The following is a 16,605-nucleotide window of genomic DNA, read 5'->3' on the forward strand; positions in this document are numbered from 1 at the left end:
CGGGGCGAGCACCGCCCGTTAGGCGGGCACGATCCGCATGCCCGGCGCACCGTCACTCGCCGCGCGCGACGCGCGCCGGCCGCATCTCCACACGCGACACCAGCGCACGATCGGGTTGGGCAATCACGTACCACACCGCCTCGGCCACGTCCGCCGGCGTCAACTTCCACGACGCGTTCCCCGCCGTGTGTCCGCCGAACTCCGTATCGACCGATCCCGGCATGACCACCGCGACGCGCACCCCCGCGTCGCGCACCTCGAGCATCAACGACTCCGTGAAGCCGATCACGGCGTGCTTCGTGGCCGCGTAGCAGGCGCCGCCGACGAACGAGTTGCGGCCGGCGAGCGAGCCGATGTTCACGATGGCGCCGCGCCGCCGCGCGAGCATGCCCGGCAGCACCGCGCGCGTCACATAGAACATGCCGTCGAGGTTCACCGACACCTGCCGCCGCCACTCGTCCACCGTGAGCTCGGCGATCGGCTTGATGATGCCGATGCCGGCGTTGTTCACCAGCACATCCACCTCGAGGGCGGCGAGCGCCGACGACACCGCCGCGTGGTCGGACACGTCGAGCACGATCGTGCGACACCGTCCCCCACGCGATTCGATGCCGCGCGCCACGTCGCCGAGCGCGTTCGCCGAACGCGCGACGGCGATGACCTCGTAGCGCTCGGCCAATCGCTCGGCGATCGCGCGGCCGATGCCACGCGACGCGCCGGTCACCAGCGCGACGCTCACGACGCGCTCACCAGCGCCTCGGTCGCCCGCACGAGCGGTTCGAACGTGAGCGGGCGGCGGGCGACGCGCTTCGCCAGCTCGTCGGCCAGCTCGCGCTGCCCTTCGGCGAAGAGCTCGGTGGCGATCCACGGCCCCGCGCGCGGGTTGCGATACCAGTCGGCGTCGAAGCGGTCGCGGAGCGTTTCCGTTAGGAGCGCCTGGAGCTGCCACGCGCGCAGATAGCGCGCGGCGTAGAACCGCGGGTCGACATCGACGAACGCGTCGGCCGGATCGTAGCGGAACGACGTGCCGCGGCCGAGGCTCTCGACGTAGAGATCCGGCAGCGCGTCCCACGGGACCTCGCCGCCGTACAGGGCCACTTCGTACAACAGCTTCGAGCAATATCGGCGCAGGAACTGCAGCTCCTCGAAGCCGGCCGCGCGGAGAAACGGGCAGACGTCGGCTTTGCCGAGCTCGGTGTAGCGTCGCAGCCACCCCGGATCGTGCAGCAGGTGGTCGCAGAGCATCGCGTACGACTCGGTCACCGAGTTGTCGCCTAACCAGCGAAACTCGAACGGGTAGTCGGGCCGCGTGTAGCCGAAATGCAGCGCGTGGCCGAGCTCGTGCAGGAAGGTGCGGTAATCGGACTGGCCGCCGTGCGGCCGCAGCACCAGATACACCTCGGCCGGGACGCGCACGGGCGAGCAGAAGGCGCGCGAGCGCTTTCCGTCGCGTTCGGCTGCGTCGACGATGATGTGGCCGTGGGCGGTGGCATCGAGGCCCATTTCGGCGATCTGGCGCTTGACGACGTCCTCGAGCGCGGAGGCGGGGAACGCGGCATCGAACTCGCGCGCGCGCAGGAGCGCGAGGGCGTCGGCGCGCGTGGCCTCGCGCGGGTCGATGCCTAACTTGTCCCGCACGCCTTCGCGGAAGACGTCGTCCCACATGGCCTGCGTCTCGCGCAGGAAGCCCTCGCATTGCGCCGCCAGCACCGGCAGGTCGATGCCGCTGATCTCGGCGAAGGTGGCGTTGTAGGTGGGGCCGATGCCTAACGCTTCGACCAGGTCCCGTTCGCGTTGGAACCGTTCCCGCTTGAGCGGCGCGAGCTCGGCCGCCACGAGTCGCGCCCGCGCCTGCTCCAGCGCCAGCCGGTCGCGGCGGTCGGCCGCGTTGGCGATGTCGATCGCGATCCGTTGGTACGGCACGCGGGTGCCATCGTGCAACGTCGCGACGGCGGTCGTCTCCCACGCGATCTCGCGTTCGTCCAACGGGGCGAGCGCGCGAGAGACGCGCGTCTCGGCCACCCAGTCGAGCATCAGGCGCGCGGAGCGGCGGTCTTCGGTGCCCGGCGTCGTGCCGCGAAACGTCTCGCGGGTGAGATCGAGCGCATCGTCGCTCGTGAGCGCCGCGTGCCGCGCATAGATCGCCTGGAAGTGCGCGCCGGGCTGGAGGCCCGCCTGCGCGCGATAGTACTCGCGCGACAGCGACTCCATGAACGTCTCGCCCTCGCGGCGCAGCCCGTCGAGTGTGGGAGTGGTCATCGCGCCAGGCGCTCCTCGAGCACCGAGCGCAGCTGGTCCGCGCTCACGCGATCCTGCGCCAGCGTGTCGCGATCGCGGATGGTGACGGTGTGGTCGCTCGTGGACTGGCCGTCCACCGTGATGCAGAACGGCGTTCCGACTTCATCCTGGCGACGATAGCGGCGGCCGATGGCGCCCGCTTCATCGTAGAATACCGGAAACCGCGGGCGCAGATCCGCGGCGATGCGCGAGGCCATCTCGGGCATCCCATCCTTTTTGACTAACGGGAAGATTCCGGCTTTGACCGGTGAGAGCGACGGGTGAATGGCGAGGACGGTGCGTCCTTCCGATTCGCCGGGCACCGACTCCTCCCGGTAGCCGTTGATGAGTACCGCCAGCGTCGTGCGGTCGGCGCCGACCGACGTTTCGACCACGTAGGGCGTGTAGCGCCGGTTGTTCGGCTGGTCCACGTACTCGAGCTTCTTGCCCGAATACTCGGCGTGCCGGGTGAGGTCGAAGTCGCCGCGGTTGTGGACGCCCTCGATCTCCTGGAAGCCCAACGTGCCGCCGAAATCGAACTGGACGTCGAAGGCCGCGCGCGCATAGTGCGCGAGCTCCTCCGCCGTGTGTTGATGGAACTGGAGCCGCGTCCGGTCGAGGCCTAACGAAAGGTGCCACTGCATGCGCTGCTCCTTCCAGTACTCGAACCACGTCATGTCCGTGCCCGGCTCGACGAAGAACTGCATCTCCATCTGCTCGAACTCGCGCGTCCGGAAAATGAAATTCCCGGGCGTGATCTCGTTGCGGAACGCCTTGCCGATCTGCGCGATGCCGAAGGGGATCTTCTGGCGCGTCGACTGCTGCACGTTGACGAAGTTGACGTAGATGCCCTGCGCGGTTTCGGGCCGCAGGTAGACGATGGATGCCGTGTCTTCGACCGGCCCCATGAACGTCTTGAACATCAGATTGAACTGGCGCGGCGCGCTCAAGGTGCCCTTCATGCCGCACGACGGGCACTGCGCATCCGGTGCGCCGGGTTCGCCCTTGATGCGCGGGTCGTCGGCGCGGAAGCGCTTCTTGCAGTTGCGGCAGTCGACGAGCGGGTCGACGAAGCCGGCCACGTGGCCGCTGGCTTCCCAGACGCGCGGGTGCATGAGGATCGCGGCGTCCAGGCCCTCGATGTCGTCGCGGGCGCGGACCATGGCGTGCCACCAGCGGTCCTTGATGTTCTTCTTGAGCTCGACGCCTAACGGTCCGTAGTCCCACACCGAGCCGGTGCCGCCGTAGATCTCGGACGACTGGAAGATGAACCCGCGGCGCTTGCACAGCGACACGAGGCGGTCCATCACGTCGGGATGTTTTTCGTTAGGCATGAGCGTCGGGACGGGAGCGACTGGATTCACGGCATCTCCGTGAGGCGGCGCGCGATCAGATCGCCGTGGAAGCGGCCGTTTTCGATGAACGTCTTGTTGGCGTCGTTGCCCGACGCGATCACCCCGGCGATGAACACGCCGGGCACGCCCGTCTCCATGGTGGCCGGATCGTGCGCCGGGATGCCCGTCCTGGCGTCGATCGGCACCTCGAGCTGCACCAGCAGCTCGGCGTTGGGCTGATAGCCCACCATGAGATACACGTGATCGGCGCGCACGCGGTCGACTCCGTTGGGCGTCTCGAGCTCCACGTGCTCGGGCGTGATCGCGCGCACGCGCGACGAGAACCGCGCGCCGATGCTGCCTTCCTTGATGCGGTTGGTGATGTCCGGCAGCACCCACGGCTTGATGTTGTGGTCCAGCTGCGGCAGGAAGTGCACGATCGTCGCGCGCGCGCCGGAGCGATAGAGGTCGAGCGCCGCTTCCACCGCCGAGTTGCCGCCGCCGACCACGACGACATCCTGACGGAACGCCCAATGCCCCTCGGTGAAGAGGTGCGTGACGTGCGGCAGATCCTCGCCCGGCACGTCGAGGCGATTGGGGTGGCCGAAGTAGCCGGTCGCGATCACCACGGCGCGGGCGCGTGTCTCCTTGCGCACGCCGTGGCGCGTCCGCGACTCGATCGCGAACGCATCATCGCAGCGCCGGATGCGTTCGACGTTCTCGTATTGCCTAACGTCGAGATCGAACATCGTCGTCACCGCACGATAATACGCGAGCGCGTCGCGGCGCGTCGGTTTCTCGGCGGCGACGATGAACGGCACCCCGCCGATCGACAACCGCTCCGGCGTCGAGAAAAACGTGATGTACGTCGGATAGCCGGCGACGCCGCTCACGACGCACGAGCGGTCGATGATCACCGCGCGCAGGCCCGCCCGCTTGAACGCGATGCCCGCCGCGAGTCCGCACGGACCGGCGCCGACGATGACGGCATCGAGCCGCTCTGCCACGCCCGTTGCTCCGCTCACGCGATGCCGATGATCTGGTCGCGGCGCGTCCCCACGCTCACGTACGCGATCGGCGTGTCCGCCAGCTCGCGGATGCGGTCCAGATACCGGCGCGCCGCCGCCGGCAAATCCTCGACGCGACGCGCCCCCGCCGTGCTGCTCTTCCAACCCTCGAACCACTCGTAGCGCGGCGTCACCCGCTCGAGCAGCACGAGGTCCCCGGGGAACTCGTCGTACACATCGCCCCCGTCTTCATACGCCGTGCAGAGACCGATGCGGTCCAGCGTGTCGAGCACGTCGAGCTTCGTCACCGCCAGCCCCGTGAGACCGTTCACCCGGGCCGCATAGCGCACGACGACGGCATCGAACCAGCCGCAGCGCCGCGGACGGCCCGTGGTCGCGCCGAACTCATTGCCTAACTTGCGCACCACCGCGCCCAACGGCTCCTCGAGCTCCGTCGGCAGCGGCCCGTTGCCGACCCGCGTCGTGTACGCTTTCACGACGCCTAACACAGCGTCGATCGAGGTCGGCGCCAGGCCCGCCCCCGTCGCCGCGCCGCCCGACGTCGTGCTGCTCGACGTGACGAACGGATACGTCCCGTGATCCACGTCCAGCAGCGACCCCTGCGCGCCCTCGAGCAGCACCGCCGCGCCCGCACGCCGCGCGCGATGCACCGCCAAGCCAACATCGTCGGCCAACACCAACAGACGCGGCGCCAACCGCTCGAGCAGCGCCACCGTGTCTTCAGCGTTCGCGCGCTTGTCCGATCCGGATGCCGCCAGTTGGGCATTCGCATGCTCGATACCGCCCTTCACCAGCTCGCGCAGCCGGTCCAGGTGCCGCAGGTCCTGCACGCGTATGCCGCGGCGCGCCACTTTGTCCTCGTACGCCGGACCGATGCCGCGACCGGTCGTGCCGATCGCACGACTCGCCGCACTCTCGCAGTCGACCAGTTTGTGGTACGGCAGCACCAGGTGCGCGCGATCGCTCACGTAAAGACGCCCTTCGACATCCACACCGTCGCGCACCAACTCGTCGATCTCCGTGAACAAGGTGTCGGGATCGAGCACCACGCCGTTGCCGATGGCGCACCGCACGCCCGGGTGCAGAATGCCGCTCGGAATCTGGTGCAGCACGAACTGCCGCCCGCCCAGGTGCACCGTGTGTCCCGCGTTCGCGCCGCCCTGGTATCGCACGACCCAGTCGGCGCGCTCGGCGATCACGTCGACGAGCTTCCCTTTGCCTTCATCGCCCCACTGGGCGCCAACGACACACAACGTTCGCACTTCGGAGTCGAACATGACCCAGGGCTCGAGACGACGAGACATTTTCGCTTGACGGACTCGGCAGTGCGACGCCCGTCGGGACCAGTACACGACCGCGGACATCGCCACGCGGCGCACCTAGCAAACTTCCTCCGCACGACGGCCCGCGTCAACAGACGGACAGTCTGGTGTGGTACGGCGCTGAGGCTCGTTGGTGGCGACGCGGGCATCCCGCTCGGCGCGGTCGGGGTGGGCCTTGAAAACGGATTGAACGGACAAGAGCATGGATAACGACACGCGGATCGCTCGGCTGCTCGGCGCCGGGTTCGTCAAGCGTAGTTGGCTTCCAGGCGTGCTTTGTTGGAAAAGGGCTTCGGGAGACGACACGAGCAAAACCAAGCCCACATGGAGGGATCTACGACAAAGGTCAAAAGGATAACAACCAGGATGCAAGAGATGGGGTCGGCGCACCTCCACGCCTAACGACGCGTCGTTGAGGTTGCACATGCACCGACCCCATCTCTTGTATCGTTGTCGTTATCCTTCACACCAGAGCGAAGAAGCTCTCCACACAGGCCTCCAGTTAGCCCTCACGTCGCTCTTCCAGCAGACATAGTGCGCCGACGTGTACCGACCTGCTTTCCTCGAAATTCCCCGAAGACCCATTTTTTTATCGGTGCTTTGTCCGTTGCGTCTTGCTTTGTCCGCGTCTTCATGAGCGTAGCACTCTCCCCGTCCCGTGCTCCGCCTTACCGGACCCTCTCATCGCAGCAGGATCGACAGCACCACCCACGCGAGCACTGCGCATCCCACGCCGATCTTCATTGCCGTTGCGGCAATGCGGCCGAGCAGCGCGCCGGTGGCCACGCGGGCGGCGGGAGCAAGCTCCGTCCGCTGTGACATCTCGGCGACGAACGCGCCGACAAATGCGCCGACAAACGCACCGATCACCGACCCGATGAGCGGGATCGGCACTCCGACGAAGGCTCCAATCAGCGAGCCAATGATGGCGCCCCATCCGGCGCGACGAGATCCGCCGTAGCGCCGAGCAAAGCGGCCAGCCACAGCGAGCTCCACCAACTCGGCCAGCCCGGCGACCACCGCGAACGCGATGCCGAGCCACAGGCTCACCACGTGCGCCGGGACCACGGCGGCATCGAGCAGCACCGCACCGGCCATCACCCACAGGCCGGGCAGCCCGAATGGCAGCATGAGAAGGCCGATGACGAGAGCGATAATCAGCAGTGCGATTTGCATCTCAGGTCTCCACGGTTCGGGCCGCCCGTGGAATCACTACGGAAAGCCACCGGGCCACGGATTCGACGCCGTCGCCGGTGAGAGCCGAGAGGTTGTCTTTGGGGGTGTGGATCCGCGCGACGGTGCGCCACGTGCCTTTGCTCACGGTCACGGCGCGCCATCCCCCGTCCGTGAGGGCGACGGCATCGACGAGGACCCCGGGAAAGAGTCGCGATACCCGGAGCGCGTCGCCGGGCGAGTCGAGCTGGGCAATGAGCGCGTCGGGACGGCGGCCGGTGTACGTGATGTTCACGTGGCCCGAGTCATCGATGCCGTCAATATTGATGGCGCGGGCCGGCGGGGTTTCGCGGCTCCGGACCCAGGCTCGCGCGCCGGCGAGGCCGAGCTCCTCGGCGCTGGTGAGGAGAATGCCTAACGGAAGAGCCGGGTCGGCGAGCTCGGCCGTGCGCAGCACCGTGGCGACGCCCGACGCGTCGTCGACTGCGCCCGGCGACCGAGCTCCGACGACGCTCGCCGCCACCGGGACTCCCGCGACCAATGCGGCGGCGGCAAGCCACGGCCATAGACCCTGGCTTCCGCCCAACAGGCCTTGCGCGACCGCCATGACCAGGGCGCCGGCCCAGATCACGAGCAGCGCCGTGATGCCGGCAGCGCGGACGAGAATCGGGACCGGTTGGCTCTTCGAGTCCAGGTGTGCGGTGAGCCAGAGTGTCGGAGGTGTTTGGCCGCGCGTGGCAACGAGGTTGATGCCGTCCCGGCGACCCCACCGCAATCGCGTGACGGCAACGCGGGCGAACCAGGCGGCGATGACGCCCACGCCTGCGCCGGCGAGGATGAGCAGCAGGGCCGCTCCCCACGCGTGTCCATCCATGGCGAGGCGGGCGGCCGTGCATATCACCGCCATGCCGGCCAGGCCTAACGCAGGGGTGGCGGCGCGTCCGGGGATCGAGGAGTAGCTGAACGGCTCGGCGGCGACGGCGAAGCCGGCGTCCGCAAGCGCCGCGCGGCACCACTCGCGCGCCGCGCGCTCGGCCGGCGACCCGGCCGGCCGCGGGTGCGCCGCGAGCCGCTCGAGATGCTCGCGCGCACCAGGCATTTTCCGTTAGGCGGCGCGGGCGGCGTCCGCCGCGTCGAGCAGCGCGGCGATGCGCTGCCGCTGCGCCGTCTTTACCGGGAGCAGCGGCGGACGCGGCGCGCCGCCGGTGAGTCCGCCACCCACCTGATCCAATGCCGCCTTCACGCCCGGCACGCCCATGCCGCCGACGATCTCGTTCGACAACGGCGTCAGCCGCGCCTGCAACGCGGCGGCGCGGGCGCGGTCGCCGGCCTCGAACGCGCGCCACACCGCCACCGACAACTCGCCGGCCAGGAGCGACACCGCGAGAATGCCGCCACGCGCGCCGAGCTCCAAAGCCGCGAGAAACGTCCCGCCGTTGCCCGTCAAGACGGCGAATTGGTCGTGCTGCGACGCGAGATATCCGCGCAACAGGTCGAGGTCGCCCGAGCTGTCCTTGATGCCCACGACATTCGCGTGCGCCGACAACTCGCGCACGAGGACGGCGTCGAGCGCAAAGTGCATGTACTTCGGGATGTTGTAGAGTAGCACCGGCACCGGGCTCGCGTCGGCGACCGCGCGATAGTGCGCGCCTAACGCATCGGGTGTCATCGCGCCGCCGTAATAGTGCGGCGCCACGACGAGCACGGCGTCCGCGCCCCGCTCGGCCGCTCGCCTCGCCCGCGCGATGGTTTGACGCGTCGACTCGCCGCCCACGCCCACGAGCAGCCAGTGCTCGCCCGCGACTAACGGACGCGCCAGCTCGACCAACCGGTCGCGCTCGCTTTCGTCGAGCAGCGCCGCCTCGCCGGTGGACCCGCACAACAGCACGCCGGCCGCGCCGTGCGCGAAATGCGCGCGGAGGTTGCCGCGAAACGCGTCCGCCGCCAGCTCGCCCGTGTTGGGCTCGAACGGCGTGACGACGGGCGCGATGACGCCCGAGAACGACTTCTGCTTGGTGTGCATGGCGCGTGTCAGTATCCGAGAGTGCGATCCACCACGTTGCGCATCGGTGTGCCGCTGGCGAAGCGGTGCCAGTTGTCGATCAAGAGATCCAGCTCGCGGCGCCAGTAGCCGTGCGGCGACACTGCCGAAACATGCGGGGTCATCACCACCGACGACAGCCCCCACAGCGGACTCGAAGGCTCGAGCGGTTCGTGCGCGAACACGTCGAGCACCGCGCCGCGCAGCCGTCCGTCGGCGATGCGTTCGGCGAGCGCGGCTTCCTCGACGAGCGATCCGCGCGCGATGTTCACCACGATGCCGTTGCGCGGCAGGCGGTCCAGGTGCGCCGCGGCCACCAGGCCGCGCGTTTCGTTCGTCGCCGGCGCGGCAATGATGAGGATGTCGGTCTCGTCCAACGCACCGGCCCAGTCCGCCGGCCCGAGGACGGACTCGAATCCGTTAGGCAGACCGCGCTCCGGGTGGCGCCGCACGCCGCGGCAGCGCGCGCCGAGGAACGTCAGGCGCTCCGCGATCGCGCTGCCGATGCCGCCGGCGCCGAGGATGAGCACCCGGCAGTCGCCGACTTCGCGCACCGGCGTGCCCGGCCCGGAGAACGACGGCCGATCCCATGCGCGTTCGCGCTGTCGCTCGCGCGCGATGTCCAACCCGCGCAGCAGCACCAGCACGCCCGCGAGCACGTGCTCGGCGATGGGCGTCGCGTGCACGCCGGCGGAATTCGTGATGATGACGTCGCTCGCCTTCAACGCCGGAAACAGCAGCGCGCCGACGCCGGCCGCCGCAGAATGGACCCACCGCAGATGCGACGCCTCCGCGAAGAGCGCCGGCGACATTCCGAATCCCGCATACACTTCCGCGTCCTTGATGGCGGCGCGCGCCTGCTCGCTCGGCGGCGCGCCGCCGTCGCCATCGGAAATAGTCGGCGCATCGATGACGATCGCCTCCCAGCCTGCCGGCGCCGCCTCACGCAGTTGGGCCATGCCCTCGGGAGGCAGCGCCCACGTCGCCGCGGTGGCATTGAGGTCCGCAACCAGACGACGCCGCACGTCAGTCCACGTAGATGCTCACGACATCCTGACGCCGGCGCAGCACATCGACCAGCACATCGAAACGCTTGGAGGGCCCGACGAGCGTCAGCTCGAACGTGCGGTCACCCACGTGATCGTACGTGCGCCGCGATCTCACGTGCACCCCCGAATCGCGAAACGCATCCTCGAACGTCGCGAAGTCCGTGTTAGGCGCAACGCGGAGCGTCGCCGTCACCGTGCGGCGCACCATGACCAGCTTCCGCTCGATCGGCCGCAACCCGATGAGCACCAGGCACACCATGATCGTCGTGCCAACCGCCTCGGCGTACGCACCGGCGCCGACGCCCATGCCGATCGCCGCCACCACCCAGATGGTGGCCGCGGTCGTCAAGCCGACGACACTGCCCCGCTCGTGCAGAATCGCGCCCGCACCGAGGAAGCCGATGCCCGTCACGATCTGCGCCGCAATGCGCGTCACGTCTCCGTACGGCTGTCCGGCCGGCGTCTGCGAGACGAGTCCGATGGCGACCGACAGGTGCGTGAACAGCGCCGCGCCCACGCAGATGAGAATCGTGGTGCGCAATCCCGCCGGTTTGCCCGACATCTCGCGCTCGACGCCCACCGCGCCGCCTAACACGACGGCGACGAGCAGCTTGATCAACAGCTCGAGGCGGAGCGGATCCTGGACGGAGTCGATCATGGCCCGTGCGTGCGAGAGCAAGACGTCAGAGCAATCCCATCATGGTCTTCACGGCCGTCATCGTCTCGCGCGCCATCGCGCGGCACGTCTCGGCGCCGTGCGCGAGAATCTCGGCAATGCGCGCGGGATTCGCCTGCAGCTCGCGCGCGCGCTCCCGGATGGGGCCGAGCTCGCGCAGCATCGACTCGAGCAGCACCTTCTTGCAGTCGATGCATCCCCAGCCGGCGGTCCGGCACTGGACGGCCACGTGCTCGACCGTGGCCGCGTCGCTGAATCCCTTGTGCAGGTGATAGATGTTGCAGATTTCCGGCGTTCCCGGATCGGTGCGCCGAACGCGCGCCGGATCGGTGACCGCCGGCCGCAGCTTCGCCCAGATCTCGTCCGGCGACTCGAGCAGCCCGACCGTGTTGCCTAACGACTTGGACATCTTGCTCTGGCCGTCCAGTCCCATGATGCGGCGCGCCGGCGTGAGCAGCGGCTTGGGCTCGGGGAAGTAGTCGGCGCCGAACTTGGCGTTCCACCGGCGCGCCACTTCGCGAGTGAGCTCGAGATGCTGCACCTGGTCCTCGCCTACCGGCACCAGATCGGCGCGATAGAGGAGAATGTCGGCCGCTTGCAGCACCGGATAGTTGAGCAGCCCCGCAAGCACGCTTTCCTGACGCGACGCCTTGTCCTTGAACTGCGTCTGGCGCTCCAGTTCTCCGAGCGGCGTCACCGTGTTCAAGATCCACGCGAGCTCGGTATGCTCGGGCACCATCGACTGGACGAACAGCGTACATTTGTCGGGGTCCAATCCCGCGGCCAGCAGCGACACCGCCATGTCGAACGTGCGCTGTCGCAAGTCCGCGGGCTCATAGTGGCCGGTGATGGCGTGGTAGTCGACGATACAGAACACACACTCGTAGCGGTGCTGCAGCTGAACCCAATTTTTCACCGCGCCGAGGTAGTTCCCGATATGCAGCTCTCCGGATGGCTGTATTCCGCTGAAGATCCTGGACATTTCAGGAAGCTATGAACGCTCCAAAAAGCGTGCAAGCAGACATCGCCGCTCGCGCGCGTCAGTTGGTCGCGGTGATGCATCGCGCGGCGGACGCAGCCGCGCTGTTCATCGCCGAGCGCAGTCTCAGGCGCGACACGCTCGTATGGCGGTCCAAAGCACATCAGGACTATGTGAGCGACGTCGATACGGGCGCCGAACGCATCGTGCGGGAGACGCTGCTCGCCGGTGCGCCCGAGGCGCGCATTCTGGGCGAAGAGCTCTCACCGGATGCGGCGCTCGATGCAGACACGGTCTTCGTGGTCGACCCGCTCGACGGCACGACGAATTTTCTGCACGGCTATCCGCAGTATGCCGTGTCGATCGCGCTCGTCACGGGTGGTATCACCTCGGCAGCCGTGGTGCGCAACGTCGTATCGGGCGAGACGTTTTCCGCCGTGTTGGGCGAAGGCGCGACGCGAAACGGTGCGCGCATCGCCGTGTCCCGCATCGATGATCCGCAGCACGCCCTCGTTGGCACCGGCATTCCGTTTCGCACGCCGGATCAGTTGCCTCTCTACCTTCGGCAGCTGGACGCAGTGGCGCGCGACACGGCCGGCGTTCGCCGCGCGGGGTCGGCCGCGCTCGACCTCTGCGACGTGGCATGCGGGCGCTTCGAGGCGTTCTGGGAGATGACGCTCTCTCCGTGGGATTTCGCCGCCGCGGCGCTCATCGTTCGGGAAGCGGGCGGTGCGATTTCGACGATCGACGGCGCCCCGCTGCCCCTCGCGCGGAGCAGCGTGCTCGCGGGCACGCCAACGATGCACGCCTGGCTCGGCGCATTGCTCGCAGGTATCGCGGGCGCGGAATCGCGAGGCAGCCCGTGACCCGGCGCTTGGACAGCGGATTGGGTTAGGCGTGACGTTAGAAGGATCCGGGGCGAACCAGCCCGATCGGTCGACGCTGCCTTTAGCTCATCTGCAAGCCCGCATCCAGTCGAAGCGCGCGTCCATGCTCCCGTAGTGCTCCGGCGGTGGCTACATTCACTCGGGTCGCGCGACGGCCGTCGCGCCCGGGCATATAGACGGACAAACCAGGATCGATCGGAGGGCGATGCTCGCGTTCGGCAAGCGGCTGTGGATCGCGCTGGTGGTGGGCGCCCTATTCGCCACGGCCGCGCAGGCGGCGGCGCAGCGGCCGGCGCCCGTGCCGGCAACGCCCAAACCGGCAGCGACCAAGCCTGCTCCATCCGGACGCGCAGCGCCCGTCTGGGGCGACCAGGTGCTGCGACATCTGCACCTGACTATCGCGTGGTATCGACGGCTCTCGACGTTGTCGCAGTCGTCTGCGCTGGCCGACAACGAGATCGCGCATGACCGCCTGCAGCGGACATCGCTGGCGGCGGTGCAATATGCGTTCGATTTTGCCACGGCTGCGGCGCGGCTCATCGATGCGGCGCATGCGCCGCCGGACACGTCGGCCGCTCCGGACTCGTCCGATGATGCGGCGCGACTCGAGCGCTCGGCGACGCGGGCGGCGGGTCGCGTCGCGAATCTGCAATCGCGGCTGGCGGCGCTCGACGACCAGATCTCGAAGGCGCCCGCGCGCGCGCAACGCGATCTCAGCGCCCAACGCGACGAGCTGCAGTCGGAGATCAATCTGGCGCTCGAGGTGCAGAAGACCATCCTCGAGCTGCAGCGCTTCGCCGCCAACATGGCGGCCCATGGGGTTGGCGGCACGGGAAGCCTAACGGGACAGATTGCCGAAGTGGAGCGGTCGGTGCCCGAAGCCAAGCACGGCACGACGGCGGCTCGACCCGCAACCTCGGCCTCGGCGACGCCCGCGTCGGGCGCGGACACCAGCGCCGCCGCGCGAGCGACGGCGGCCGCACCCCCGCCCGCGCTCGAGGCGCCGCCGCCGGGCAGCCACCCGCGCGGACTCATCGCGCTCGCCTCCGATTGGTTTTCCCTCCGCGGCACGAGCAGGAGCCTGGCCGATGCGATCGACGCGACCGACCAGTTGAATAAGTCGATCGACTCGATACGCGTGGCGGTGGGCCGCCAGGCGCGGACGCTCGTGCGTGCCCACGCCGCAGACTCGGGCACCGTGGATCCGTCGCAACTGCTCCAGGTACAGCACCAGTTCGACAGCGCCACGACCCGGTTCCGCCAGCTGTCGACGCTGCTCGTCCCGATCGGCGAACAGGACATCACGGTCGATGACGCGCGCGGCACGCTCGGCGAGTGGCGCGACATCATCAAGACGCGGGCCAACGATGTGTTAGGCGACCTGCTGCTCCACGCGGCGATCCTGCTCGCGTCGATCATCATCGTGCTGTTCATCTCGGAGGTGTGGCGCCGCGCCACGTTCCGGTATCTCCACGACGCCCGGCGGCGCCGCCAGTTCCTGCTCCTGCGCCGCGTGGCCGTCGCCATCGCGCTCCTCGCCATCATCGTCATCGGCTTCGTGTCGGAGATCGGATCGCTCGCGACATACGTCGGATTCCTCACCGCGGGTCTCGCGGTCGCGCTGCAGAACGTCATTCTGGCGATCGTCGCCTACTTCTTCCTCATCGGGCGCTATGGCGTGCGCGTGGGCGATCGCATCACGCTCGCCGGTGTCACCGGGCGCGTCGTGGACATCGGGCTCATTCGTATCTATCTCATGGAGCTCGCCGGGCCTGAGCTGCAGCCCACCGGACGCATCGTCGTGCTGTCCAACGCCGTCCTGTTCCAACCGGCGGCACTGTTCAAGCAGATTCCGGGCGCCGAATACACGTGGCACACGTTCACCCTGTCGCTGCCGCCGTCCACCGACGTGACGGGCACGCAGGCGAAGCTCAAGTCCGTGGCCGACGCCGTGTACGCGGGCTACCGCCGCTCGATCGACGAGCAGCACGCGACGGTGCAGCGGTTGGTCGACTTCGACACGTCGACGCCGGAGCCGCAAGTGGACGTGCGGTTCAGCGAGCAGGCGCTCGAGTTCGTCGTGCGCTATCCGGTGCTGCCGGAGCAGGCGGCGGCCAACGACCAGGTGATGATGAAAGCGCTGCGCGAGGCCGTCGGGCAGCAGACGACCACGCCGGCGGCGGCTGCTTCCGCCGCCTCGCCTGCCTAACGTAGGCATTCACCGGAAACCTGGAGGTATGCCACCATGAGCTGGGTAACGATCATTCTGCGCCTGCTGCACGTGGTGGGCGGCGTGTTGTGGGTCGGATTCGCCGTGTTCGGCACGTTTTTCCTGTTGCCCTCGATCGCCGAAAGCGGAGAGGAGGGCAGCAAGGTGATGACGGTCCTGCAGCGCCGCGGGCTCTTCACCGCGTTTCCGATCTTCGCGTTGGTCACGGTGCTCAGCGGGTTCTGGCTGTACGCGCACGCGAGCAGCGTGGCGCCCGGGTTCAGCTCGTCGGGCATGGGCATGACGTTAGGCTTTGGCGGCATCTGCGCGCTGCTTGCGCTCATCCTCGGCATGTCGATCGTCACGCCGTCGATCAAGCGCGCGACGGCAGCGGCGCAGCAGGCCGCACAAGCGACGGCGAACGAGCGGCAGGCCCTGCTCGCGCTCGCCACCAAGCATCGCACCCGCGCCGCCTCCGCGATACGCATCGCCACGCTGCTGCTGATCGTCGCCGCATGCGCGATGGCCATCGGCCGCTACGTCTGAGAGCCTTCCGCCCGCACCGGCGTCCTTTCATCTTCCAGCCATGAAGAAGAAACGCACACCGCCGATCCCACGGCACGGCCGGGATCGCCCGTCCAAGGGGGCGCCGGCGCCGACGCCGCGCCAGTCCGCCGTCCCAACGCACCAGGGGAAGCCGCGGCACACCGCGGCGCGCTCCGGCCAGCGCGGCCGTTAGGCAACGGTTCCCCATGCCGCTCGTCGAATGCGTCCCGAACTTCAGCGAAGGACGCCGGCCCGAGGTCGTCCAGGCGATTCGCGACGCCATCGCCGCCGTGCCGGGCGCCGTCGTCCTCGATGTCTCGTCCGACGAATCGCACAACCGATCCGTCATCACGTTCGTCGCGCCGCGCGAGTGCGCCGTCGACGCGGCGTTCGCCGGCATGCGCGCGGCGACGGACCGGATCGACCTCACCCGGCACACGGGCGAGCACCCGCGCATGGGCGCCACCGACGTCGTCCCCTTCGTGCCGCTCGACGGCGCGACGATGGATGAGTGCGTCGCGCTCGCCAGACAGTTAGGCGAACGCGTGGCGCGCGAGCTCGGCATCCCGGTGTACTTGTACGAGCGCGCAGCCACCCGGCCCGAGCGCGAGAATCTCGCCGATGTGCGCCGCGGCCAGTTCGAGGGCATCCGCGCCGAGATCGAGACCAATCCCGCGCGCACGCCGGACTTCGGCCCGCCGAAAATCCACCCGACCGCGGGCGCCGTCGCGATCGGCGCGCGTCCGTTCCTCGTGGCGTACAACGTATACCTGGGCGACGCATCGCACGTGGGCGAGGCCAAGCGCATCGCCAAAGCCGTCCGCGGCTCGTCGGGCGGCTTGCGCTACGTTAAAGCGTTAGGCCTGGAGGTGGACGGCCAGGCCCAGGTGTCGATGAACCTCGTCGACATCGACCAGACGCCGCCGTACCGCGCGTTCGAGCTGGTGGCGATGGAAGCCGCGGCCGCCGGCGTGCCGGTGACGTGGAGCGAGATCGTCGGCCTGGTGCCCGAACGGGTGCTGCTCGACGCCGCGGTTCGCCACCTGCGGCTGGCGGCGTTTTCGCCGGAGCAGCTGGTCGAGCG

The 16,605-nt window shown here is 68.7% G+C and carries 15 protein-coding genes; 4 read left to right on the plus strand and 11 right to left on the minus strand.

The window, feature by feature from the left end:
* Positions 1-52 precede the first annotated feature (52 nt).
* The 11 genes from VFW04_00830 to trpS form a co-directional block, all read right to left on the minus strand.
* Positions 53-739, minus strand: a complete 687-nt coding sequence (locus VFW04_00830) for an SDR family NAD(P)-dependent oxidoreductase (GenBank protein ID HEX5177846.1) — start codon at positions 737-739, stop codon at positions 53-55.
* Entirely contained in the window at positions 736-2,259 is a 1,524-nt protein-coding gene (locus VFW04_00835; protein ID HEX5177847.1) for a M3 family metallopeptidase, read from the minus strand. The genes VFW04_00830 and VFW04_00835 overlap by 4 nt, the downstream gene beginning before the upstream one ends.
* Positions 2,256-3,641 carry a glycine--tRNA ligase gene (locus tag VFW04_00840; protein ID HEX5177848.1) on the minus strand — a complete coding sequence of 462 codons (1,386 nt, stop codon included), beginning with the start codon at positions 3,639-3,641 and terminating at the stop codon, positions 2,256-2,258. The genes VFW04_00835 and VFW04_00840 overlap by 4 nt, the downstream gene beginning before the upstream one ends.
* Entirely contained in the window at positions 3,638-4,636 is a 999-nt protein-coding gene (locus VFW04_00845; protein HEX5177849.1) for a YpdA family putative bacillithiol disulfide reductase, read from the minus strand. Before VFW04_00845 ends, VFW04_00840 begins: the two co-directional genes overlap by 4 nt.
* Positions 4,633-5,916 (minus strand): adenylosuccinate synthase, encoded by a 1,284-nt coding sequence (locus VFW04_00850; protein HEX5177850.1) that lies wholly within the window; start codon positions 5,914-5,916, stop codon positions 4,633-4,635. The genes VFW04_00845 and VFW04_00850 overlap by 4 nt, the downstream gene beginning before the upstream one ends.
* Positions 5,917-6,642: 726 nt before the next feature.
* Positions 6,643-7,137: a DUF456 domain-containing protein gene (locus VFW04_00855; GenBank protein ID HEX5177851.1), complete on the minus strand. Its 495-nt coding sequence runs from the start codon at positions 7,135-7,137 to the stop codon at positions 6,643-6,645.
* 1 nt (position 7,138) lies between these two features.
* The gene (locus VFW04_00860) at positions 7,139-8,233 is read right to left on the minus strand and encodes a M28 family peptidase (protein HEX5177852.1); all 1,095 of its coding nucleotides are present in this window, start codon (positions 8,231-8,233) and stop codon (positions 7,139-7,141) included.
* A gap of 6 nt (positions 8,234-8,239) precedes the next feature.
* Positions 8,240-9,157 carry a dihydrodipicolinate synthase family protein gene (locus VFW04_00865; GenBank protein HEX5177853.1) on the minus strand — a complete coding sequence of 306 codons (918 nt, stop codon included), beginning with the start codon at positions 9,155-9,157 and terminating at the stop codon, positions 8,240-8,242.
* Between the two features lie 8 nt (positions 9,158-9,165).
* Positions 9,166-10,200 (minus strand): D-2-hydroxyacid dehydrogenase, encoded by a 1,035-nt coding sequence (locus VFW04_00870; GenBank protein ID HEX5177854.1) that lies wholly within the window; start codon positions 10,198-10,200, stop codon positions 9,166-9,168.
* 1 nt (position 10,201) lies between these two features.
* Positions 10,202-10,882, minus strand: coding sequence for an MgtC/SapB family protein (locus tag VFW04_00875; GenBank protein HEX5177855.1), 681 nt, complete (start codon positions 10,880-10,882; stop codon positions 10,202-10,204).
* A 25-nt stretch (positions 10,883-10,907) separates the two neighbouring features.
* Positions 10,908-11,882: a tryptophan--tRNA ligase gene (gene trpS / locus VFW04_00880; protein ID HEX5177856.1), complete on the minus strand. Its 975-nt coding sequence runs from the start codon at positions 11,880-11,882 to the stop codon at positions 10,908-10,910.
* A gap of 11 nt (positions 11,883-11,893) precedes the next feature.
* Here trpS and VFW04_00885 point away from each other — a divergent pair, with 11 nt between their 5' ends.
* The 4 genes from VFW04_00885 to ftcD form a co-directional block, all read left to right on the plus strand.
* Positions 11,894-12,745, plus strand: a complete 852-nt coding sequence (locus tag VFW04_00885; GenBank protein ID HEX5177857.1) for an inositol monophosphatase family protein — start codon at positions 11,894-11,896, stop codon at positions 12,743-12,745.
* Between the two features lie 226 nt (positions 12,746-12,971).
* Positions 12,972-14,975, plus strand: coding sequence for a hypothetical protein (locus VFW04_00890; GenBank protein ID HEX5177858.1), 2,004 nt, complete (start codon positions 12,972-12,974; stop codon positions 14,973-14,975).
* A gap of 36 nt (positions 14,976-15,011) precedes the next feature.
* On the plus strand, positions 15,012-15,521 hold the full coding sequence (locus tag VFW04_00895) for a hypothetical protein (protein HEX5177859.1): 510 nt from the start codon (positions 15,012-15,014) through the stop codon (positions 15,519-15,521).
* A gap of 206 nt (positions 15,522-15,727) precedes the next feature.
* Positions 15,728-16,605, plus strand: an 878-nt coding sequence (gene ftcD / locus VFW04_00900; protein ID HEX5177860.1) for a glutamate formimidoyltransferase, incomplete at its 3' end; no start/stop codon positions are given.

It is taken from the genome of Gemmatimonadaceae bacterium (genome assembly GCA_036273715.1).
In the GTDB taxonomy this organism is placed as follows: Bacteria; Gemmatimonadota; Gemmatimonadetes; order Gemmatimonadales; family Gemmatimonadaceae; genus JADGGM01.